The organism is Pseudomonas sp. PME37.24/025, from assembly GCF_055556615.1.
This window is the reverse complement of sequence record NZ_JBVHNK010000002.1, coordinates 343,232-366,538: the sequence shown is the minus strand read 5'-3', so window position 1 is coordinate 366,538 and position 23,307 is coordinate 343,232. Positions and strand designations below refer to the sequence as shown.

Here is a 23,307-nt window from a genome sequence, read left to right as displayed (position 1 = left end):
AACGACAGTACTGATGCGCGAATGACCTTCAAGGGTTCCTACACCCTGCCACCACTTGCGCGGTGACAGCTAAAGACTATCCCTGCAACCCATTGCCCACCAGTTCACGAAAACCGACACAACTTGAAGGAAACGTCCGACGACCTTGCCCGGAAATTTCGTCTGGCCCTACACCAAATTAAGCCACCTCTGCCATCAAGTGCCCCAACAACTCCGCTTTCGGCTCAGCAGACAGGCCCGGCATCGCAAGAAACGTCTCAACCTTCCTGCGCAAAACGCTTTCTTAAAACGCCTCGAACAGACTCGGGTGTTCTTCACTCAACCAATTCATCAGATTGTTGATAAGTGTCGAAGCATCTTCACCACCGAGGTGTTGCAGCAGGGACTCGTAAACCTCCCACCACGGAAAAACCTTCGACGTTGCAACGCACTGCCACGTACGAGCGGCGCTACTAGAGTACCTAGGCATGCTACGAGCGGGGTGAAACATCAACGTATTCGTACCCTCTGGTTAAAAAGGGGTTTGAGTCAAATAGACCGACGGGGCTCCAAGAGTCAAAAACGACGCAGTGAACTCTATTACCGAGTCTTCCGAACTAGCCGATACAATATAGCGATGGCTATTTTTCTCAATCGTCAACTTCATTGGATTGTTTCCCGGTAGGTTTTTGACCATCAAATTTTCAATTTCGCTCCCACTAATGCCAATGCGACAGGCATTGTATTGAATCATCTGCCACTTTTTCGGAGGCTTATCCGGCAGCTCTTTGATATCGAATGACAGCGCAACTGTTGATTGATTGTTATCTACCCTTAGAGAAAACAATCTAATTTCATCGATTGCGATCCCGCCGCTAAACACTAACGAAAAAAATGTACTTCCATCAAGCTCATTCCAGTACTTCATACTCACCTCCTGAACAGATAGTGATCTCTTGTGTTTTCGACCTTCCCGTTTCTTGGGCTATCCGCGGGTCGGATATTAAAATGAGACCCCTGATCACCGCTATTTTTTTCAGCGCCGAATTTATGTCCGGCAGCATGATCTTGAATTACTAACTTGAATCCGTCCTCCCGCGTGAACATGTACTGCCTTGTCTTAATTGGCGCCCCATTATCATCAAGTATGTTCTTCCCGTTTATATCGGTCATGTTTACATAACTGAACTGATGTGGCCTACCACTTAACTCATCAATCTGAACGTCCGGTTGCTGACTTTTTGGAATTTTTGCATCAGATTTCGCTTGTCTGAATGCACCCCGCCTTGAAACATCGGGTAATTCTGCCTCACCGAGATAGGCACAGCCCGATGATTGTTGGGTATTGGGCGGACAGTTTGTGGCGCTCAACCCCAACGGATCAACCCACCCCGTCGGATTCGGCGTGTATTGATACGGGTTCAGCCCACCCGCCAACTTGACCGGATCCGGCGTCAGGTACCGACCAATATCCGGATTGTAGTAGCGATGGCGGTTGTAATGCAGACCACTCTCGGCGTCGAAGTACTGCCCCTGGAAACGCAGCGGCTGGTCGAGCTGCTCTACTCCGCCGAACGCCAGATGCGTGACCTTGCCATGGGCGTTGTACTTCGCCGACCAGACAATCTCACCACCAAAATCGGTCAGCTCCTGCGGCGTGCCGAGGTGGTCGAGTTGGTAATAGAACGGGCAGGCTTTACGCGGGCCTTTGCCATCGAGCATGGCCAGCGGGCGGAAGCTGCCGGGTTCGTAGACGTAGCTGCGGTAGTGTTCGCGGCTGCTTTCGGCGATGAGGTTGTCGCCTTGCCAGAAGAATTCGGTGGTGCGACCGTCGACGGTTTTGGCGATGCGGCGGCCGAAGGCGTCGTAGCGGTAGCTGGCGGTGCGACCGTCCGGGGTGGTGACGCCGACCAAGCGGTGCTGACAGTCGTAGCGGTATTCGGTGACGAGTTTTTGCCCAGCGCCGCGGCGTTCGCGGATCAGGTTGCCGAAGGCGTCGTAGTCGTAATGACGATCGCCTTGCATGAGCAGGCGATTACCCAGCACCTTCGCAACACCGGGCCGATTCTGCATCAGCAGGTTGCCGGCCGGGTCGTGGGCGAAGGTTTCCGGTGGATCGTCGCGGGTGTGGCGAACGCGGGTCAGGCGGTTAAGTGCGTCGTAGTAATAGCTGCGCTGGCCGTGACGGCTGTCGGCGATGGTTGCCAGGTTGCCGTTGACCGCGTACCCGTAATGGCGCATGTACAGCGGCCGGGTTTGCTGGTTGATGGCGTGGGCTTGCAACCGGCCTTGTTCGTCGTAGTGGTATTGACTGGTGAGCTGACCTTGTTGACGCTGCTGTTCGCGACCGAAGGCAAATTGGTGAGTGGTGAGCCGCGCGCCGTTGAGGTCGATGGCCGTCAGCGCGCCGCCCTTGGCATGGTGGTAATCGAGTTTGCTGCCGTCCGGCAGGCGCAGGCGGTTGAGCTCGCCGCAAGCGTCGTAACCATAACGCAAGGTGCCCCAGCCTTGGTGCTCGGTGATCAGGCGATCCTGCTGGTCGTACTCGAATTCCAGCGGATGGTCGTGGCCGTCGTCGACGCTGGTCAGTCGGCCCAGCGAGTCGTAGCGGTATTCGACACTGATGCCGTCGGGCAGCGTCTTGACCAATAGGCGTCCGGCCGAATCCCGTTGATAGGCCGTGATCAGCGGCGAGCCGTCATTGCCGAACTCGGTTTTCTCCAGCAGATGACCGTTGAGGTCATAGACGTAAGCAGTGCGGCGGCCATCGAAACCGGTTTCCTGTCGGATCAGGCCATTGGGCGTGTAGTCCAGCCGATACTTTTCGCCGGATTCGTTTTCGATTTCCGTGAGCAGCAACTGCGCGTTGTCGTAGCGGTACTTGAGCTGGGTGCCATCGGGGTTGATGCGGCGGCTGACCAGGTGCAGGTCGTCGGCATATTCGTAGCGGGTAACGCGGCCCAGCTCATCACGTTCGGCAGTGATCTTGCCGTAGGCGTTGTAGCTGAAGGCGCGGCTGGCACCAGTCGGCAGCGTCGTCTGAATCAGTCGGCCGACGGCGTCCCATTGGTACTGGGTGACGGCACCGTGTTCGTCCTGACGGGTCGTCTGCCGCCCCAGCGCATCGTAGGAAAACTTTCGCTGACCACCGTCCGGCAAGGTCTCTTCGAGCAACTGCCCCAAGGCGTTCCAGACGAAGACATGGCGACTGGTGTCCGGGTAGCGGATCGACAGCAAACGCCCCTGAGCGTCGTAGTGGTAATGAGTGAACTGGCCATCAGGATCGGTGGCTTCGGTGACATCGCCCTGAGCATTGCGCTGATATTTCCACACCGCTTTGCCGCGATAGCGTGCATGCAGGAAACCGTTGCGGTACTCGTAGGCCGTTGGCTCGTCTTCGGGTGGAATCAGCGCCACCAACCGCCCGACTTCGTCGTAACGGTATTCAGTGACGGCGCCGAGCGGATCCTGCTCGGCCACCAACCGGCCCTGATCGTCATAGGCCTTGAGGTGTTCGCCACCGTCCAGCTCGACCTTGCGCACCAGCCGTGCACGGTCGTCGTGGACGTAAACCTCTTCGCTGCCATCGATGTTCTGGACGGTGACGCTGCCCTGGTCATCCCAGACGTAGCGCGTATCCATCTGCGAAAACGACGTCCAGTGCCGGATGCAGCGTGCCGCTTTGCCGGACCGTTCCCACTCCCAGAAGAAACTCGCCCCACCGGCCAACTGCCGCTGCAGGATTACGTGTTGGTCGTCGTAGTCGTAGCGTTCGCTCTCGCCGGCGGCGTTGCTCGCCTCGATCAGTTGATCGCGTTCGTCGTAGTGATAACTGACCAGCGTCTGTTCGGTGTGCCAGGCCTCGGCGAGGGCCTGGGCCGGGCGGAAACACTGGTAGTCGACAGCGATCAAATGCGCGCGGTCATAACGCAACAACAGGGCGCGGCCGGCGCCGTTGTCGAGCCGTTGAATGCGCTCCTGGCGGTCGCGGGTGATGCGCAGGCGGTTGTCGTAGGCGTCGCTGATCGCCGTCAGCCGACCGTTGTGGAAGTGGTAGAAACGCGCGTCGTCGCCAGTCTGGGCGAGGATCAGTTCTTCGGGTTCAGCGCCGAGATAAATCGCCGCCCGCGACAGGCTGTTGTGGATCGCCGGGCGTTCGCGGTTCGGTAATGGGAACGGGGTGCGACGGTTTTCGTGATCGACCCAGGTGACCTGATCGCCGTCGATTTCCAACCGATGGGCCAGCGAATGACTCCAGCCAAAACCCAGCCCGCAATCGATCTCGGCAGCACTGGTGCGATAGAGCCGGGTGAAGTTGAACGGCAGGATTCCGTCCAGCGAACCGTCGGTGAGGGTCAGCAGTTCTTCGCCGGTGACCATCGACACCGGGCAACCGTTCTTGCAGGTGGACGGCACGCAAGTGGCGCTGTCGCCATTGGGGTTTGTTGCCTGTTTCGACGCGTCGTCGTGGTGTTCGTTTTGCTTGAGCGTGGTGTTGCGTTTGGCATCCCAGCGCAGTTGCATCCGACCTTTTTTCAGACCCGCTGCAACACCGCGTGCGGCGACGGCTTTGTACTGGTCGACGTACTTCATGAAGGTGTTGAGGATATTGAAAGTGGCCTCGACGAAACGCATCGCAAGGCCAGCCAGCAACGCCCCGTACTTAATTCCACGAAGTGTGAGATAGGCCTTGGCGGCGGGTATACCGACACCCGTCCAGGCCAGCGCCAAAGCAATCAGAATATCGATCAGTACCGAGACAATGACTTGGCTGGCCACCTCTGCCGAGTTGCCGGCGATCTCGCTGGGTGGTAACGCCGAAAGCCAAAGACTCGCGGCACGAAACAGCAGACAAAGCGCCGCTTCATCGCTTGCCAGCAGCATGGCTTTTTCCATCGTTGCTGGTGATTGCTTCGCCAGATCGATGAGTTGCTGTGCACTGCTGCCAAGTTGTTCAAGGTGAGCGGCAGGATTCTTAAGGATGTCAAAGACAAGGCTCAGGCCATCCCAAACACCCATGACTGCTGCCCAACTTCCCGCCAGCATTCCGTTACCAGCGGCCACAAAAGTCGACTGCGACCACTGCGGCTTGAACCCCTCCCACTCCTTGCGTAGCCAGCCCTCTAGCTCTGTGGTCAGGCCGTCGTATGAGTCGAAAAGATCATTGATTTGAGTCGGGGTAACTTCACTTTGAACATAAACGCGATAGAACTTGCCGGGTAAGCCTTCGAACTGTCCTTTACCGTTTTCATCGAGCGTCAAAGGCGTCGACTTACCGCCATCCTGGGCAATCACATCGACCTGAATATTCCCCAACGGAATGTCATAAACCGATTCGAACTTGCTCTCGATCTCCAGAATTCCGCTGTCCGGACACTGCGCAACGCTGGAAAAAAAATCGTCATCGCGACTACTTACAGACTTGCTGGTATTTCCCAGCTTGATCTTCCGCTCCATGCCCATCAGCGACGGCATATCCGTAGCCCGGCTGACCCTGTCCGCATTCCTGCTCAAGAAGCTGCCAAGTTGCTGGCGATACAAACTCAAGGTGTCTTTGAAACCGTCGAGCTCCTGCTCGATCCGTATGATCTGATCCATCAGTTCAGCTCCGTCATCAGGTAATCCACCAAAGCTGATGTCGGGGCTTGAGGCAGGTCTGGCATCTCAAGAAAGCTCGCGACTTTGTGCCGCAACACACGTTCGGAAAACGCTTCGTAAAGGTCTGGGCGGTCCTCGCTCAACCACTTCATCAAGTTGTTGATGCGGGTTGTGGCGGACTCAGTGGCAAGGTGTTTGAGCAGCGATTCAGAAACCTCCAACCACGGAAAAACCTTGGAGGTTTTCAATGCACTACCGCCGATATCAAGCGGTTGCCCATTGATCAAACAACGGTCGATGACAGGCATTAACTGCGTGGCGTTAACGTCGACAGACTGAAGAATCGGCAACAAATAACGCCCATCCCAAAAACGGAAAAACACCACGCTGCCGTTTGGTAAAAGAACTTGAGTGAGGCTGCGAAAATGCTCGACCAGCACTTCATGAGAGGCAGAAGAAACCGCCAACCACCCCCAATCGCGAGACTCAGTGGTGGCAACCCACTCCAGAAACTCACCGCCAGCAGCGACGATTCCGACATAGGGCATCACCGCTTCCCACTCGGCGTACTCGGTGTCAGCCCAGATCGGGCTCGGCGCTTGAGCCATGATCGAGCGTTGCCAGACTTTGAACGGTTCAGCAGCACTGGCACTGCTGAAAATCGCGAACAGTTGCTCTGCCGGTTGCAGCGGTTGGCGCTCCAGCCAGGCGTGAGGTGACAAGGCATCAGGCGGCACAAACACCGTCCTTGCAGCGCTCGCATTCTTCGCAGAATGGCGCGTCGCTTTGCAGGCTGAGTATTTGTGCGGCACTGAGCAGCGCCGCCGGGGCGGCTGCGAGTTTCAATGGAACATCCGGCAGGCTCGGCGCCGCAGCCATGGCCGCCATCGGTGCGCCACCGACCTGGATCGGCACGCTGCTGAAAATCCCGCCGGGGCCGATGTTGATCCATTGCCCGCCCGCCTGAATGGTCGCGCTGGCGCCGCCGTCGATGACCACTTGCTGGCCGGCGCTGACGTGGAATTGCTGACTGGCGTTGAGGGCCTGACTGGTCACGCGAATGTGTCGGTCACCGACCACTACCAAGTGGTCGTCCAGCCACACTTCGGTCTGGCGCTGACCGTGGGTGATGCGTTTTTCGTCAGCCTTCAGCTCATGACGGGCGGTGCCGGTGACGACGATGCTGCGGGCGTTATCGACCTGCACCTGTTGATCGTTCAATACATGCTGAGTCCAGTTTCGCTGGGCACGCAGGTAGATTTCCTCGGCGCCCTTGCGATCCTCGATGCGCAATTCGTTGTAACCGCCGCCACCGGGACTACTTTGGCTGCGGAAAATACTGCGGGTCTTGTCTGCCGGCAGATCAAGAGGCACCGGGGTCGCTGCGTTAGGCAGGCAGCCCATGACCAGCGGTTTGTCGGCATCGGCGTCGACGAATCCCACCAGCACTTCCATGCCGACGCGCGGAATCATCACGCTGCCGTAGCGGTCGTGCGCCCAGCCAGTGGCGACACGCAACCAGCAACTGGAATGCTCGTTGAGCTGACCGTCACGGTCCCAGGCGAGTTGAACCTTGACCCGACCGTACTCGTCGCAATGGATTTCGCTGTCAGTCGGGCCGGTGACCACGGCGGGCTGATAGCCAAGCATGCGCGGCTTTTCTGGCCCCAGCGGCGGGCGAAAGGAAACGTCCCACGGTGTCGCCAGAAAGGTATTGCGATAGCCCTGGAAATCATCCGGGCTGTCGCTGGTGGCCGACTCTTCCAGCACCTGCGGCTGCCGGCCACGGTGTTCGATTTCGATGATTAACCACAGGTCATTCCACGCCTGACGCGGGTGTTCAGCAAGGTGTAGGAAATGCCCACTGACCAAAGCAGATTCGTCGCCGCGACCTTCGGCCTGGCGGTAATCTGCACCGTGGCGTTCCAAGACCCGTTGAGCCAGATGCTTGCCGTGTTCGCGATCGGTGAATTGGCCGGGAAAGTGGTAGTCCTCAAGCACCGGTCGCTGCTCGCTGTCGAGGCGGCTTTCGAGTTGCAAACGCGGCTTACGGAAGTCGTAGTCCCTGCGAGTGACCGCTGTAGTCCGGGTTTCCAGCCGCACGTTGAAACGTTTGATCGCCGGCGCATCCGCCGCCATCCCACTGCCCGGCAGGTACAGCGTCGACTCGGGCAGCCGGGGGAAAACCGTCTGGTCATCGCCGAACACCAACAGATGCCCATCGGGGCTGTGCTGGAAGTGGTAATGAATGCCGACTTCGGCACACAACCGCTGGATGAACGCCAGATCGCTTTCGGCGTACTGCACGCAATACTCGCGATCGGGGTAGTCGCTGCCGAACTGGAACTCGAAGGCATCGCGCTGGATGCCGTGGTCTTTGAGGATTTGCGTGACGATCGCCGGCACGCTTTTATGCTGGAAGATTCGCTGATTGATGCGCTGAGCGAGGTACGCCAGACGCGGTACTAGACTGATTTGGTAGCCCGTCAGACGTTGGCCGGAATCGCTCTGGCCGACGCGAAAAATCTGACCGTGAATGCCGGAACCTTGTGCATCGAAACTCAGAAACGCCTGACGGTGCAGCAGGCTTTCGAGGTCAATGTCGGGCCGTTCGCTGACCAGTTCCAGGTCAAAGCGGTAGGGTTGGCTGATGGCTTCCTTGCCCGTGAACTCAAGTACCTTGAGCTCATTCTGGACGCCGTCGAGGGTCAACGTGAAACGCGGTTGATTGGCAGGCGCGAACATCCGATGTGTCTCTGCAGAATGAAGGCGGGCGATTCTGCATGAGCGACAAGGGGTGTTGACGGAGGGACAGGGAAATCAGATTTGTCCTGCTTTTTTAGGGATTCTTCCTTCAAAAATCAGTGTATCTGGCTACAGACAACTCCTTCAAAACCACCACCAATCCCTGTGGGAGCGAGCTTGCTCGCGATGGCGTCAGGTCAGTCGACATTGATGTTGAATGATCTACCGCTATCGCGAGCAAGCTCGCTCCCACAGGGGGAACGCAATAATTCGAGATTTGCGTAGGCAAAAAAAACGGCCCGCCTCCAAAAGGAAGCGGACCGTTTTCATGTTCGGCGAAAGATCAGAGCATCAGCTCATCCCCATCACTGGTTCAGGCGGAAATCCTTCTCGGCCGCGGCAAAGCGCTGAAGCATGCCGGTGGTCGGTGCGCCCATTTTGCTGACGAAGTAGATCGCCAGGCTGGCGAAGATGAAACCAGGGATGATTTCGTACAGGCCCAGCAGTTCGAAGTGTTTCCAGACGATCACGGTGATCGCGCCGACCAGGATGCCGGCCAGTGCGCCGTTGCGGGTCATGTTTTTCCAGATCACGGAGATCAGGACGACTGGACCGAACGCAGCACCGAAACCAGCCCAGGCGTAGCTGACCAGACCCAGTACACGGTTTTCCGGGTTAGCCGCCAGAGCGATGGCGATCAGGGCAACCAGCAGCACCATGGCACGGCCGACCCAGACCAATTCAACCTGGGAAGCAGTTTTACGCAGGAAGGTTTTGTAGAAGTCTTCGGTCAGGGCGCTCGAGCACACCAGCAGTTGGCAGCTCAGGGTACTCATCACTGCAGCCAGAATGGCCGACAGCAACACACCGGCAACCCACGGGTTAAACAGGATTTTCGCCAGTTCTATAAACACACGCTCGTGGTTTTCGCTCACGGGCATGGCCACGGCAGGGTTTGCCGAGAAGTACGCGATACCGAAGAAGCCTACAGCGACGGTGCCGCCCAGGCACAGGATCATCCAGGTCATGGAGATGCGACGAGCGTTGGCGATCGACTTGACCGAATCCGCCGCCATGAAACGCGCCAGGATGTGCGGTTGGCCGAAGTAGCCCAGGCCCCAGCCCATCAGCGAGATGATGCCGATGAAAGTGGTGTTTTTCAGCATGTCGAAGTTGCTTGGGTCTTGTGCTTCGATCGCCAGGAACGTGGTGTCGATGCCGCCAGTCGCCAGCAGCACGATGATCGGCGTCAGCAGCAAGGCGAAGATCATCAGCGTGGCTTGTACGGTGTCAGTCCAGCTCACTGCCAGGAAACCACCGACGAAGGTGTAGGCAATCGTCGCCGCAGCACCGGCCCACAGCGCTGTCTCGTAGGACATGCCGAAGGTGCTTTCGAACAGACGGGCACCGGCCACAATGCCGGAAGCGCAGTAGATGGTGAAGAACACCAGGATCACGACCGCGGAGATGATCCGCAGCAGGCCGCTTTTATCTTCAAAACGGCTGGAGAAGTAATCCGGCAGGGTCAGTGCATCGCCGTTGTGCTCAGTCTGCACGCGCAGACGGCCGGCGACGAACAGCCAGTTCAGGTAAGCACCAATGATCAGGCCGATGGCGATCCAGCTTTCGGAAAGACCGGACATGTAGATAGCGCCTGGCAGGCCCATCAACAACCAGCCGCTCATGTCGGAAGCGCCCGCGGAGAGTGCGGTCACGACGCTGCCCAGGCTACGACCGCCCAGAATGTAGTCAGAAAGGTTGTTGGTGGAGCGATAGGCCATGAAGCCGATCAGCACCATTGCTGCGATGTAGATCACGAACGTGATCAGGGTTGGATTGCTTACGCTCATTGAGTTACGCCCTGGCATTGTTTTTATGTAACGGCGGCTAGTGAACCGCTTTCAAACGATGATGTTTGACAGACGATTCCGGATCCCGCGCATTTATGACTGATGTTTCCCCAGGAAAGCCATCAGCCGGCACACCGATCTTTTTGACCGGTTGCACCTTGGCCGCGAATGCTATTCAACAAAGCAAATAAGGTGCAACCAGTTTCGTGCGAATAAGTTGCACCTAGTCGGATTTTCCTGAAAAGGGTCGGTTTTTGCTCCTTTTTAGGGCGTTTTCCGGGTTGCGCTAGAAGCAAAAGCACCAAGCAGGCGCGGGAGGGATGTACCAGAATTGATTTCCTGACGAGCTGCTTATTATTCCGACAAAAAAAGGGTTGCACCCGGTTGCACCTCGACCGACGCACAGCTAATCTTGCCGCCAGCTGATGCCACGCGGTCGTGGCAAACATGAGGATAAAAATATGGCTACCACCACTCTTGGGGTCAAACTTGACGACCCGACCCGCGAACGCCTCAAGGCCGCCGCGACCTCGATTGATCGCACGCCACACTGGCTGATCAAGCAGGCAATTTTCAATTACCTGGAAAAACTCGAGGGTGGTGCAACCCTGTCCGAGCTGAACGGTTTGAACGGCAAGGAAGTTGACGAAGCGGGCGAGATCCATGTCGATCACGCGCATCAGTGCTTCCTGGAGTTCGCTGAAAGCATCCTGCCGCAATCGGTGCTGCGCGCCTCTATCACTGCCGCCTACCGTCGCCCGGAACCTGAAGTGGTGCCGATGCTGATCGAGCAGGCGCGCCTGCCGGCTGCGATGGCCGACGCCACCAACAAGCTCGCCGCCTCGATTGCCGAGAAACTGCGCAATCAGAAAAGCGCCGGCGGCCGTGCCGGGATTGTTCAGGGCCTGTTGCAGGAATTCTCCCTGTCCTCCCAGGAAGGCGTGGCGCTGATGTGCCTGGCCGAAGCGCTGCTGCGCATCCCGGACAAAGGCACTCGCGACGCCCTGATCCGCGACAAAATCAGCACCGGCAACTGGCAGCCGCACTTGGGCAACAGCCCGTCGCTGTTCGTCAACGCCGCCACGTGGGGCTTGCTGCTGACCGGCAAACTGGTCGCCACCCACAACGAAGCAGGCTTGACGTCGTCCCTGAGCCGCATCATTGGCAAGAGCGGCGAGCCGATGATCCGCAAGGGCGTCGACATGGCCATGCGCCTGATGGGCGAGCAGTTCGTCACCGGCGAAACCATCGCCGAAGCGCTGGCCAACGCCAGCAAGTTCGAAGCCAAAGGTTTCCGCTATTCCTACGACATGCTGGGTGAAGCCGCACTCACCGAGCACGACGCCCAGAAGTACCTGGCCTCGTACGAACAAGCGATCCACTCGATCGGCAAAGCCTCTCACGGTCGTGGGATTTATGAAGGCCCAGGCATTTCGATCAAGCTGTCCGCCTTGCACCCGCGTTACAGCCGCGCCCAGTACGAGCGCGTGATGGAAGAGTTGTACCCGCGCCTGCTGTCGCTGACTCTGTTGGCCAAGCAATACGACATCGGCCTGAACATCGACGCCGAAGAAGCCGACCGCCTCGAGCTGTCGCTGGATCTGCTGGAGCGCCTGTGCTTTGAGCCGCAACTGACCGGCTGGAACGGCATCGGTTTCGTGATCCAGGCTTACCAGAAACGTTGCCCATATGTGATCGACTACGTAATCGACCTGGCTCGTCGCAGCCGTCATCGCCTGATGATTCGTCTGGTAAAAGGCGCGTACTGGGACAGCGAGATCAAGCGCGCCCAGGTCGAAGGCCTGGAAGGCTATCCGGTCTATACCCGCAAGGTGTACACCGACGTTTCCTACATCGCCTGCGCACGCAAACTGCTGTCGGTGCCGGAAGTCATTTATCCGCAGTTCGCCACGCACAATGCCCACACCTTGTCGGCCATCTACCACATCGCCGGTCAGAACTATTACCCCGGTCAGTACGAGTTCCAGTGCCTGCACGGCATGGGCGAACCGCTGTACGAACAGGTTGTAGGTAAAGTTTCCGAAGGCAAGCTGAACCGTCCGTGCCGCGTGTACGCACCGGTTGGCACGCACGAAACATTGCTGGCGTACCTGGTGCGTCGCCTGCTGGAAAACGGCGCGAACACTTCGTTCGTCAACCGCATCGCCGACCAGTCCATTTCGATTCAGGAGCTGGTGGCCGATCCAGTGGCCAGCATCGAGCAGATGGCGACGCTGGAAGGCAGCTTCGGCCTGCCGCACCCGCGTATCCCGCTGCCGCGTGATCTTTATGGTGCCGAGCGCGCCAACTCCAGCGGCATCGACATGGCCAACGAACATCGTCTGGCTTCCCTGTCGTGCGCCCTGCTGGCCACTGCTCATAACAACTGGAAAGCCGCGCCGATGCTCGGTTGCGCGTCCAGCACTGAAACCCCTGCGCCCGTCCTGAACCCGTCCGATCTGCGTGATGTGGTCGGCCATGTACAGGAAGCGACCGTTGAAGATGTCGACAACGCCATTCAGTGCGCCCTTAATGCCGCGCCGATCTGGCAGGCCACCCCGCCCGCCGAGCGCGCCGCGATTCTGGAACGCGCCGCCGATTTGATGGAAGGCGAGATCCAGCCGCTGATGGGCCTGTTGGCTCGCGAAGCCGGCAAGACCTTTGCCAACGCCATCGCCGAAGTGCGTGAAGCCGTGGATTTCCTGCGTTATTACGCGGTGCAGGCGCGCAACGATTTCACCAACGATGCCCACCGCCCATTGGGTCCGGTGGTCTGCATCAGTCCGTGGAACTTCCCGCTGGCGATCTTCAGTGGTCAGGTCGCTGCTGCGCTGGCCGCCGGTAACCCGGTACTGGCCAAACCTGCGGAACAAACCCCGCTGGTGGCCGCTCAAGCTGTGCGCTTGCTGCTCGACGCCGGGATTCCGGAAGGCGTGCTGCAACTGCTGCCGGGCCGCGGCGAAACTGTCGGCGCCCGTCTGGTCGGCGACGATCGCGTCAAAGGCGTGATGTTCACCGGTTCCACCGAAGTCGCTCGTCTGCTGCAACGCAACGTCGCGGGTCGTCTGGATGCTCAAGGTCGCCCGATTCCACTGATCGCCGAAACCGGTGGCCAGAACGCGATGATCGTCGACTCTTCGGCACTGACCGAACAAGTTGTGATCGACGTCGTATCCTCGGCTTTCGACAGCGCCGGTCAACGCTGCTCGGCGCTGCGTGTGCTGTGCCTGCAGGAAGATTCCGCTGACCGTGTCATCGAAATGCTTAAAGGTGCCATGGCTGAATGCCGTCTCGGCAACCCTGAGCGCCTGTCCGTGGACATCGGCCCGGTGATCGACGCCGAAGCCAAGGCGGGCATCGAGAAGCACATCCAGGCCATGCGCGACAAAGGTCGCAATGTGTACCAGGTGGCCATCGCCAACAGCGAAGAAGTCAAACGCGGCACCTTCGTGATGCCGACCCTGATCGAACTGGAAAGCTTCGACGAACTGCAACGGGAGATCTTCGGCCCGGTGCTGCACGTGGTTCGCTACAAGCGCAAAGAGATCGATCAACTGATCGGCCAGATCAACGCTTCCGGCTATGGCTTGACCCTGGGCGTACACACTCGCATCGACGAGACCATCGCCAAGGTGATCGACAACGTCAACGCCGGTAACGTCTACGTCAACCGCAACATTGTCGGTGCCGTGGTTGGCGTGCAACCGTTCGGCGGTGAAGGTCTGTCGGGCACTGGCCCGAAAGCCGGTGGTCCGCTGTACCTGTACCGTCTGCTGTCGACGCGTCCTACCGATGCGATCGAACAATCCTTCGCTCGCGGCGACGCTATCGCAGCGCCGGACGTTCGTCTGCGTGATGCCATGAGCAAACCGCTGACCGCGCTGAAAGCCTGGGCCGACAGTAACAAGCTCGCTGATTTGAGCGCCCTGTGCACACAGTTCGCGGCGCAATCGCAGAGCGGGATCACCCGTGTACTGGCGGGCCCGACCGGTGAGCGCAACAGCTACGCCATCCTGCCGCGCGAACACGTACTGTGCCTGGCGGACGTCGAAGGCGATCTGCTGACCCAACTGGCTGCGGTATTGGCCGTGGGCGGCTCGGCGGTATGGCCGGAGGCTGAACCGGGCAAGGCCCTGTTCGCACGCCTGCCGAAAGAAATCCAGGCGCGGATCAAGCGGGTTGCCGACTGGACCAAGGACGAAGTGGTGGTTGATGCGGTTCTGCATCATGGCCATTCCGACCAGTTGCGCGCGGTCTGCCAGCAAGTGGCCAAGCGTGCCGGTGCGATTGTTGGGGTTCATGGTTTGTCGCAGGGCGAAACCAACATTGCGTTGGAGCGTCTGGTGATCGAGCGTGCGTTGAGCGTGAACACCGCTGCGGCGGGTGGTAATGCCAGTTTGATGACGATCGGCTAAACCCAATAAACCAGGCACCCGCAATAGGTGCCTGGTTCACCAAACCCTGTGGGAGCGGGCTTGCCCGCGATAGCGATGTATCAGTCACTGAAGATGTTGACTGGTCTGACGCCATCGCGGGCAAGCCCGCTCCCACAGGTTTGTGCGTCAGGCTTCTTGCTTGTTCTGCCCTTCTATCACCGCCATCAATCATCCTGTTCAGCCTCTATTCCCACGCCTAGACTCGGTCCATCCCAAATAAAGGTAGGCCGCCATGTCCGAGACGTTGCTCAGTTCCCGTAATCTGGCTTTCGAGCTGTATGAAGTCCTTGATGCCGAGGGCCTGACCCAGCGTGAGCGGTTCGCCGAGCACAACCGCGAGACCTTCGATGCGGCCATCGGCACTGCCCGTACCATCGCCGAGAAGTACTTCGCTCCGCACAATCGCAAGGGCGACGAGAACGAACCGCGCTATGAGGACGGTCAGGCGATTCTGATTCCGGAAGTGAAACCGGCGGTGGATGCCTTCCTCGAAGCCGGTTTCCTCAACGCCGCACGCAGTTTCGACGCGGGCGGGATGCAACTTCCTACGCTGTTGTCCCAGGCCTGCTTTGCGCACTTTCAGTCGGCCAACGCGGCGTCGACCTCTTACCCGTTCCTGACCATGGGCGCGGCGAACCTGATTGAAAGCTTCGGCACCGATGAGCAAAAGCAGCGCTTCCTGCAACCGATGATCGATGGCCGCTTCTTCGGCACCATGGCCCTCACCGAGCCGCATGCCGGCTCGTCGTTGTCGGATATTCGTACACGCGCGGAGCCTGCGTCCGACGGCACCTATCGACTCAAGGGCAACAAGATTTTCATCTCCGGCGGCGATCACCCGCTGTCGGAAAACATCGTGCATATGGTGTTGGCCAAGCTGCCGGATGCACCGGCCGGTGTGAAGGGCATTTCACTGTTCATCGTGCCCAAGTTTCTGATCAACGATGACGGCAGCCTCGGCCAGCGCAACGACGTATTGCTGGCCGGGTTGTTCCACAAGATGGGCTGGCGCGGTACTACGTCCACCGCGCTGAACTTCGGTGATAACGGCGAGTGCGTCGGTTATCTGGTGGGTAAGCCGCACCACGGTTTGAGCTACATGTTCCAGATGATGAACGAGGCGCGGATTGGCGTCGGCATGGGCGCGGTAATGCTGGGTTACGCCGGTTATCTGTACTCACTGGAATACGCCCGCGAACGTCCGCAAGGTCGGGTGCCGGACAGCAAGGATCCGAGCACCGCACCCGTGGCGATCATTCAGCATGCCGACGTCAAACGTATGCTGCTGACTCAGAAGGCTTATGTAGAAGGCGCGTTCGACCTTGGGTTGTACGCGGCCCGGCTGTTTGACGACACCACGACCCTTGAGACTGAAGCCGAGCGCAAACAGGCCCACGAACTGCTGGATTTGCTCACGCCGATCGTCAAATCCTGGCCCTCGGAGTTTTGCCTGAAGGCCAACGAACTGGCGATCCAGATACTCGGCGGCCACGGCTACACCCGCGAATACCCGGTAGAGCAGTACTACCGCGACAACCGCCTGAATCCGATCCACGAAGGGACTCACGGCATTCAGTCGCTGGACTTGCTGGGACGCAAACTGGCGCAGAACGGGGGCGCAGGACTCAAGCAATTGATCCGCCTGATCGCCGCCACCGCCGAGCGCGCGCAGGCCCATGAATCGCTGACGCCACTGCGTGAACCGCTGGAGAAACTGGTGGCGCGCCTGCAAGCCGTGACCATCGGCCTGCTGACCGACCTGGCTCAAGGCAAGGTCAATAGCAGCCTGGCGAACTCGGCGCTGTATCTGAAAGTGTTCGGGCACACGGTGATTGGTTGGCGTTGGCTGGAACAGGCGATTCGCGCTGAGGAAGGGATGGCCAAAGGGAACGCGGCGGATGTGAGCTTCTATAAAGGCAAGCTGCAGGCGGCGCGATATTTCCTGACGTGGGAAGTGCCGGGTTGTCACCATGAGCTGGCGATTCTTGAGGCGCGGGATGATGTGTGCCTGACGATGCGGGATGAGTGGTTCTGATCGGGACTCTGTGGCGAAGCTGACATCCAATCGCGGGCAAGCCCGCTCCCACAGGGATCTCTGTTGTTCACAGATAATGTGTTCAACACCTGAATCCTGTGGGAGCGGGCTTGCCCGCGATGGCGTCGGCACAGCCAACACAATTTTTAGCTGAGTTTGAAACTGCTCATCTGCCGCGCCAGATCATCGGCCAACTGCTGCAACGTCTGACAGTCTGCCCGACAAGCCCTGACTTCCCCCGCCGTAGCCCGCGCCAAATCAGAAATCCCCTGCACATTCCGGTTGATCTCTTCCGTCACCGCCGACTGCTCTTCCGTTGCCGTGGCTACCTGATGGTTCATGTCGCTGATGCGCTCGACCTGCCCGGTGATCGCCGTCAACGACGCCCCGGTACGCTGACTCGACTCAACGCCGGTGCCGGTCGCCGCTTGCCCGGCGTGCATGGAAGACACCGCATTCTCCGCGCCCTGCTTGAGGCTGCCGATCATCTGCTGAATCTCGTCGGTGGACGATTGAGTCCGCCGCGCCAGGGTCCGCACTTCATCGGCCACCACGGCAAATCCGCGCCCCATGTCCCCGGCCCGCGCCGCTTCGATGGCGGCGTTGAGCGCCAACAAATTGGTTTGCTCGGAAATCCCGCGAATCACCGCCAACACCTGATCGATGGACGCCACTTGATGGGCCAACTCACCCACCGCACCGGCGGCTATGCCAATCTCGTCGGACATGCTTTCTATATGCTGGATCGATCCGCCCACCACTTCCCGCGCCTGCAGTGCTTCATCCCGCGCGGTTTGCGAAGCGACGGCCGCGTTGCCAGCGTTCTGAGCGATTTCCTGCACGGTCAGGCCCATCTCGTGAACGGCAGTGGCGACCATGTCGGTCATTTCCTGCTGACGACCCGAGCGTTCGGCCGTGTTGTCCACCACCCGTGCCACTTGGCCAACCGCCGTGCGCAAACGCTCACTGGTGGCCAGGACTTCGCCAATCATGTTGCGCTGACTTTCCAGAAATCGATTGAAACCGCGAGCGAGGTCACCCAGTTCATCCGTGCGACTGGAATCTAACCTGTGGGTCAAATCTCCACCACCGCTACCGATGGCTACCAGCGCCGCTGTTACTTGACGAATCGGTCGCACCAACCCACGGGCCAGCAACACCACCAATAATAAGCAAACCAGTGCCACCGCCAGACCGATGCCGCTGCTCATCCACATCGCACGCCGGGCTTCGGCGTAGATCTGCGACTGCGGCACTTCGGCCACCAGGGTCCAGCCCAGATCCCGCAGCGGCAGGCTCAAAGCCAGAAAATCTTCGTCATCGCGGACAAAACTGCTGGTGGCGAACGCGGTGGAGGTAGAGAGCTGCCCCATGACCGCTTGCGCCGCCGGGGCGCCGATCTGTTCGACCAGCGTGCGTTTGCCGCTGAACTGCGTCTCGGGATGGACCTGGATCAAACCATCGGAACGCACGAGATAGACCTTGCCGCGCTCACCGAAGTTGAAATTCTGGATCAACTCCGACAGCTCTTTCATGCTCAGCCCGAGGCCAGCGACGCCCACGACTTTGCCGGCCTGCTCGACCTTGAAATCGATGAACAGGGCCAATTCACCGGTGGCGGTGTCATTGTCGATATTGAGGGTGCGCGGCTGGTTGCTGTCGAGGAAAGCATAGAACCAGGCGTCCTTTGGATTGGAGCGACTGAGGGTCCGGTCCAGGCCTTTTTCAGTGAAGTAATGGTTGGACGCGGTGCCGACAATAATCGCGGTAAAGGCTTTGTGCTCGGCGCGGATGCCTTCCAGATACTTCACGAAGGTGTCGGTCTGGGCGCTGTTCTCGCCCCCGGCCAACCAGTCGCGAACCATGCTGTTACTGGCGATATCCTTGGCGGCGGTAAGCGGTTGAACGAGGATTCGTTCGATGTCGTTGCGCATCGCTTCGATGGTCGACGGCAGCGCTTGTTCGACCAGATAGCGCTGGGCGAGGCGGTTGACCACGAGGGTATAAACGCCAACCACGATCAGAATACTGACCAGCAGGGCGGTGCCCATGCTCAGGATCAACTGCCACTGAATACTGCGTCGCCAGAACTGCATGGAGCACCCCCAAAGAATAAGAGGCTGAAACACTGCAACAGCCGTGCCGATTGTATACAACACAAACGACAATTTATTCTTTGGTTGTGCGCAAAGCTGATCAGGCCTGATTGATTGTCTTGGCGATCACTTCAACCGTGGCGCTGACTTGCTCTTGGTAACGGTTGAGTTCCTCCTGATGACGCTTTTGCATTTCGATCTGCTGCGAGCACAGATTCATCGCCGCCAGCACCAGCAAGCGGTCACCGATCAGCGTCGGGTATTTCTTTTTGGTCTCGGCCAGGGCGGCCTTCAACATCAATGCGGCGTCCAGCAGGGTCTGCTCTTCCCCGGCCGGCGCCTTGATCGAATAGTCCTCCCCCAGAATCGAGACGACTTTTACCCCTGCGGCGCCGTAACTCATGCGCTGACAGGGCCGGCGCTGACGCGCTCAACCAAGGCCTGAATGCGTGCGGCGGTGGCGCCTTGTTTCTCTTCCTGTTCCATCAGGCTCAGTTGCAGGCTTTCGTTTTCTTCCTTGACCTGGGCCAGTTCTGCACTCAGGGATTGATGGGTGCCGAGCAGGGTCTGGTTCTGCTGCACCAGGTCGCTGACCAGTTGTTCCAATTGGCTTAGGGATGCTTCCAACATTTTGATTTTCCGGGCATTTTCAAAGGGCGCGTACGATAAAGAAAAGTCACCACTGGCGCCAGGGTTATTCGGGCGCAAGGCCTTGATTTTGCTGGCGGGCGACCTTCCTCGCGAGCTTTAAAGACTGTGTTTGGCGAATCTGGTTCCTGCACTTCGTCGCCGCGGCCCTTCTGCGACAAAAACGCGCGGCGCCTCAAGACTTTAGTCGTATGACCGATAAGTCATGCATACAACAGTCTCAGCCTCGCGCGGATGCGCTTTTTTCGGTGAACACCATGTCCCTACGTAATATGAATATCGCACCGCGGGCGTTCCTCGGCTTCACCCTGATTGGCGCCATGCTGCTGATCCTGGGTGTGTTCGCCCTGAACCAGATGAGCAAGATTCGCGGCGCCGCCGAGGAGATCACCTCGAACAGCGTACCGAGCATCAAAAGCCTCGACGAGTTCACTCAACTGACCCTGCGCCTGCGTGTCCTGGCTTATCGCCTGTTGGTGAATCGCGAGTCGGACGTCCAGCAGAAAACCATAGACTTGCTGGAAACCCGTAACCAGCAGATTCGAGCGGCTCAGACATCCTATGAAAAACTGATCGCCAGCCCGCAGGAACGTGCAGCCTATGATCAGTATGTGCAGTTACTCGGTCAGTACCGCCAGATCGAAGACCGGATGAAGAGCCTGTCGCGCAACAATCAGGTCGACGAACTGCGCACACTGGTCAACACCGATTTGCTGAACAACTCTGAAGCCGTCAACACCGTGCTCAACCGCTTGCTGGAGATCAACACCCAGCAGGCCGACAACGCCAACCAGCAAGCGACCGACCAGTACTCGTCAGCCTTCAACCTGGTGGTGACCCTGCTGGTCATCGCCACCGGCCTGACCCTGCTGTTCGCCTGGCTGCTGACCAACAGCATCACCAAGCCGATCGCCAATGCCTTGAGCGCGGCTGAAGAAATCGCCGAAGGCAACCTTACGCGGCCGATCACCGTCGATGGCGAAGATGAAGCCGGTCGTCTGCTCGCCGCGATGGCGAAGATGCAGGAAAAACTGCGCGATACCCTGCAACGGATTTCCGGTTCGGCCACGCAATTGGCGTCTGCCGCGGAAGAACTCAACAGCGTCACCGACGAAAGCGCTCGTGGCCTGACCCAGCAAAATAACGAAATCGAACAGGCCGCCACCGCTGTCAATGAAATGACCAGCGCCGTGGAAGAAGTCGCCCGCAACGCCGTGAGCACCTCCGAAGCCTCGAAAAACGCCACCACCTCGGCGGGCGACGGTCGTGACCTGGTTCAGGAAACCGTGAGTGCCATCGAGCGCATGAGCGCCGACGTACAGAGCACCGCCACCCTGATTGGTGATCTGGCCAACGAGTCGCGGGACATCGGCAAAGTGCTGGACGTGATTCGCGGCCTGGCTGATCAGACCAATCTGTTGGCGCTGAACGCCGCCATCGAAGCGGCCCGTGCCGGTGAAGCCGGTCGTGGTTTTGCGGTGGTCGCCGACGAAGTGCGTGCCCTGGCCCATCGCACTCAACAGTCGACCAGCGAAATCGAACGCATGATCGGCAGTATCCAGAGCGGTACCGAACACGCCGTGGATTCGATGCGCAACAGCACCGAGCGCGCTGAATCGACCTTGAATATCGCTCGCGGTGCAGGCATGTCGCTGGACACCATCAACAGCGCCATCGTCGAAATCAACGAGCGCAATCTGGTGATCGCCAGTGCCGCCGAAGAACAGGCGCAAGTGGCCCGTGAAGTGGACCGCAATCTGGTGAACATTCGTGACCTGTCGGTGCAATCGGCCACCGGCGCCAACCAGACGAGCGCGGCCAGCAACGAACTGTCGCGCCTGGCGCTGGACCTGAACAACATGGTTGGGCGGTTTAGCCTGTAACAGCTACACCACCACTGTGGCGAGGGGGCTTGCCCCCGTTCGGCTGCGCAGCAGTCGTAAAACCTGGGGCCGCTACGCGACCCAACGGGGGCAAGCCCCCTCGCCACAGCAAGCTCCCTCGCCACAGTCGTCTCACCCAACTCAAGCAGGCGAACATCGTTAAAAGCTTTTTGACAGCATCACATTTCAACAGGTTAGAATCGCTGGCACGCAGACTGCATGGTCAGTTTGTGCCCGCCTTTAGCTTTCTGGAGTACTGCCTTTGAATGCGACGACCATCAACAGCCTGTTCTTGATCGGCGCGTTGCTGGTAGGTGCGAGCATTCTGGTGAGCTCTCTTTCATCGCGCCTCGGTATCCCGATTCTGGTGATTATCCTCGCGGTGGGCATGTCGGCCGGTGTCGACGGTGCCGGCATTATTTTCGATAACTACCCAACGGCTTATCTGGTCGGCAACCTCGCCTTGGCAGTGATCCTGCTCGACGGCGGCTTGCGCACCCGGGTGGCGAGTTTTCGCGTGGCGTTATGGCCGGCATTGTCGCTGGCCACAGTCGGGGTCTTGATCACCACCGGGCTGACCGGGATGGCGGCGGCGTGGCTGTTCGACCTGAACATGATTCAGGGCTTGCTGATCGGCGCCATCGTCGGCTCCACCGACGCTGCGGCCGTGTTCTCGCTGCTGGGCGGCAAGGGCCTGAACGAACGGGTGAGCGCGAGCCTGGAAATCGAATCCGGCAGCAACGATCCGATGGCGGTGTTCCTCACCGTGACCTTGATCGACATGCTCGCCAGCGGCGAAACCGGTCTGCACTGGAATCTGCTCCTGCATTTGATGCGCGAGTTCGGCATCGGCGGTGTGATCGGCCTCGGCGGTGGTTGGCTCATGCTGCAACTGGTCAACCGGATCAACCTGGCCAACGGCCTTTATCCGATTCTGGTGATCGCTGGCGGTCTGGTCGTGTTTGCCCTGACCAACGCCCTGCACGGCAGTGGCTTTTTGGCGGTGTACTTGTGTGGCCTGGTGATCGGCAACCGTCCGGTCCGCAGTCGCCACGGCATTCTGCACATGCTCGACGGCATGGCCTGGCTGGCCCAGATCGGCATGTTCCTGGTGCTGGGGCTGTTGGTTACGCCCCATGACCTGCTGCCGATTGCTTTGCCGGCGCTGGGCCTGGCGCTGTGGATGATTCTGTTTGCCCGTCCGCTATCGGTGCTGGCCGGCCTGTTGCCCTTCAAGGCGTTCCATGGTCGCGAGAAGGCATTCATTTCCTGGGTTGGCCTGCGCGGTGCCGTACCGATCATTCTGGCGGTGTTCCCGCTGATGGCGGGGCTGCCCAATGCTCAGCTCTACTTCAATCTGGCGTTCTTTATCGTGCTGGTGTCGCTGCTGGTGCAAGGTACAAGCCTGCCCTGGGTTGCCAAGCTCTTGAAAGTGACCGTCCCGCCGGAGCCCTTGCCGATTTCCCGTTCTGCGCTGGAAGTGCATGTCACCAGCGAGTGGGAGCTGTTCGTGTATCGCCTCGGCGCCGAAAAATGGTGCATTGGATCCCCTCTTCGCGAGCTGAAAATGCCCGAAGGTACCCGTATCGCAGCCCTGTTTCGTGGCCAACAACTGCTCCATCCGTCGGGTAGTACGGTGCTCGAAGTCGATGATTTGCTCTGCGTCATCGGCCATGAACACAACCTTCCGGCCCTCGGAAAACTCTTCAGCCAGGCACCGCAACGGGGGCTGGATTTGCGCTTTTTCGGCGACTTCGTACTCGAAGGAGACGCCCAGCTGGGTGCGGTTGCTGCCCTGTACGGGCTGAAAGTCGAAGGCATTGATCCGAACATGTCCCTGGGCCACTTCATTGCCCAGAAAGTGGGCGGTGCGCCGGTAGTCGGTGACCAGGTGGAATGGAACAACACCCTCTGGACCGTCGCGGTCATGGAAGGGAACAAGATTGGTAAAGTGGGCGTCAGATTCCCCGAAGGAAGTCGCCCCGGACCGGGACTCTTCCTCTAAACTCCACACTTCGTCTCGTTTTCGATCGGTTT

The 23,307-nt window shown here is 59.0% G+C and carries 12 protein-coding genes and 2 pseudogenes; 5 read left to right on the top strand and 9 right to left on the bottom strand.

Annotation, left to right across the window (positions count from 1 at the left end; all coding sequences use genetic code 11):
- Positions 1-511: 511 nt before the first annotated feature.
- From ACZ3HH_RS04865 to putP, 5 genes are all read right to left on the bottom strand, one after another.
- Positions 512-907, bottom strand: coding sequence for an Imm50 family immunity protein (locus ACZ3HH_RS04865; RefSeq protein WP_465803067.1), 396 nt, complete (start codon positions 905-907; stop codon positions 512-514).
- Between the two features lie 2 nt (positions 908-909).
- Entirely contained in the window at positions 910-5,577 is a 4,668-nt protein-coding gene (locus ACZ3HH_RS04860) for an RHS repeat-associated core domain-containing protein (RefSeq protein WP_465803065.1), read from the bottom strand.
- Entirely contained in the window at positions 5,577-6,314 is a 738-nt protein-coding gene (locus tag ACZ3HH_RS04855) for a DUF4123 domain-containing protein (protein ID WP_465803064.1), read from the bottom strand. The genes ACZ3HH_RS04860 and ACZ3HH_RS04855 overlap by 1 nt, the downstream gene beginning before the upstream one ends.
- A complete protein-coding gene (locus tag ACZ3HH_RS04850) occupies positions 6,304-8,322 on the bottom strand; it encodes a type VI secretion system Vgr family protein (protein WP_465803062.1) in 2,019 nt (672 codons plus the stop codon). The genes ACZ3HH_RS04855 and ACZ3HH_RS04850 overlap by 11 nt, the downstream gene beginning before the upstream one ends.
- A gap of 365 nt (positions 8,323-8,687) precedes the next feature.
- Positions 8,688-10,172 (bottom strand): sodium/proline symporter PutP, encoded by a 1,485-nt coding sequence (gene putP, locus ACZ3HH_RS04845; protein WP_465803060.1) that lies wholly within the window; start codon positions 10,170-10,172, stop codon positions 8,688-8,690.
- A gap of 461 nt (positions 10,173-10,633) precedes the next feature.
- Between putP and putA the strand changes: the two genes are divergently transcribed.
- Complete coding sequence (gene putA, locus ACZ3HH_RS04840; protein WP_465803058.1) at positions 10,634-14,587, top strand: trifunctional transcriptional regulator/proline dehydrogenase/L-glutamate gamma-semialdehyde dehydrogenase; 3,954 nt, start codon at positions 10,634-10,636, stop codon at positions 14,585-14,587.
- A gap of 253 nt (positions 14,588-14,840) precedes the next feature.
- Positions 14,841-16,643: an acyl-CoA dehydrogenase gene (locus ACZ3HH_RS04835; RefSeq protein ID WP_465803056.1), complete on the top strand. Its 1,803-nt coding sequence runs from the start codon at positions 14,841-14,843 to the stop codon at positions 16,641-16,643.
- A 146-nt stretch (positions 16,644-16,789) separates the two neighbouring features.
- On the opposite strand, the gene ACZ3HH_RS04830 is transcribed toward ACZ3HH_RS04835, so the two are convergent.
- The 4 genes and pseudogenes from ACZ3HH_RS04830 to ACZ3HH_RS04815 all read right to left on the bottom strand — a co-directional run bounded on the left by ACZ3HH_RS04830 (position 16,790) and on the right by ACZ3HH_RS04815 (position 19,369).
- Positions 16,790-17,521: a methyl-accepting chemotaxis protein gene (locus tag ACZ3HH_RS04830; RefSeq protein WP_465803398.1), complete on the bottom strand. Its 732-nt coding sequence runs from the start codon at positions 17,519-17,521 to the stop codon at positions 16,790-16,792.
- A gap of 135 nt (positions 17,522-17,656) precedes the next feature.
- Positions 17,657-18,694: pseudogene (locus ACZ3HH_RS04825) on the bottom strand (HAMP domain-containing protein); the annotation flags it as partial.
- 145 nt (positions 18,695-18,839) lie between these two features.
- Positions 18,840-19,142, bottom strand: a complete 303-nt coding sequence (locus ACZ3HH_RS04820; protein WP_048396096.1) for a cell division protein ZapA — start codon at positions 19,140-19,142, stop codon at positions 18,840-18,842.
- A complete protein-coding gene (locus ACZ3HH_RS04815; protein WP_465803055.1) occupies positions 19,139-19,369 on the bottom strand; it encodes a hypothetical protein in 231 nt (76 codons plus the stop codon). Before ACZ3HH_RS04815 ends, ACZ3HH_RS04820 begins: the two co-directional genes overlap by 4 nt.
- 209 nt (positions 19,370-19,578) lie before the next feature.
- Here ACZ3HH_RS04815 and ACZ3HH_RS04810 point away from each other — a divergent pair.
- The 3 genes and pseudogenes from ACZ3HH_RS04810 to ACZ3HH_RS04800 form a co-directional block, all read left to right on the top strand.
- Positions 19,579-20,415: pseudogene (locus ACZ3HH_RS04810) on the top strand (MCP four helix bundle domain-containing protein); the annotation flags it as partial.
- Complete coding sequence (locus ACZ3HH_RS04805) at positions 20,398-21,270, top strand: methyl-accepting chemotaxis protein (protein ID WP_371317140.1); 873 nt, start codon at positions 20,398-20,400, stop codon at positions 21,268-21,270. The pseudogene ACZ3HH_RS04810 and the gene ACZ3HH_RS04805, both read left to right, overlap by 18 nt.
- 262 nt (positions 21,271-21,532) lie before the next feature.
- Positions 21,533-23,275 (top strand): potassium/proton antiporter, encoded by a 1,743-nt coding sequence (locus ACZ3HH_RS04800; protein ID WP_465803053.1) that lies wholly within the window; start codon positions 21,533-21,535, stop codon positions 23,273-23,275.
- Positions 23,276-23,307: the final 32 nt, after the last annotated feature.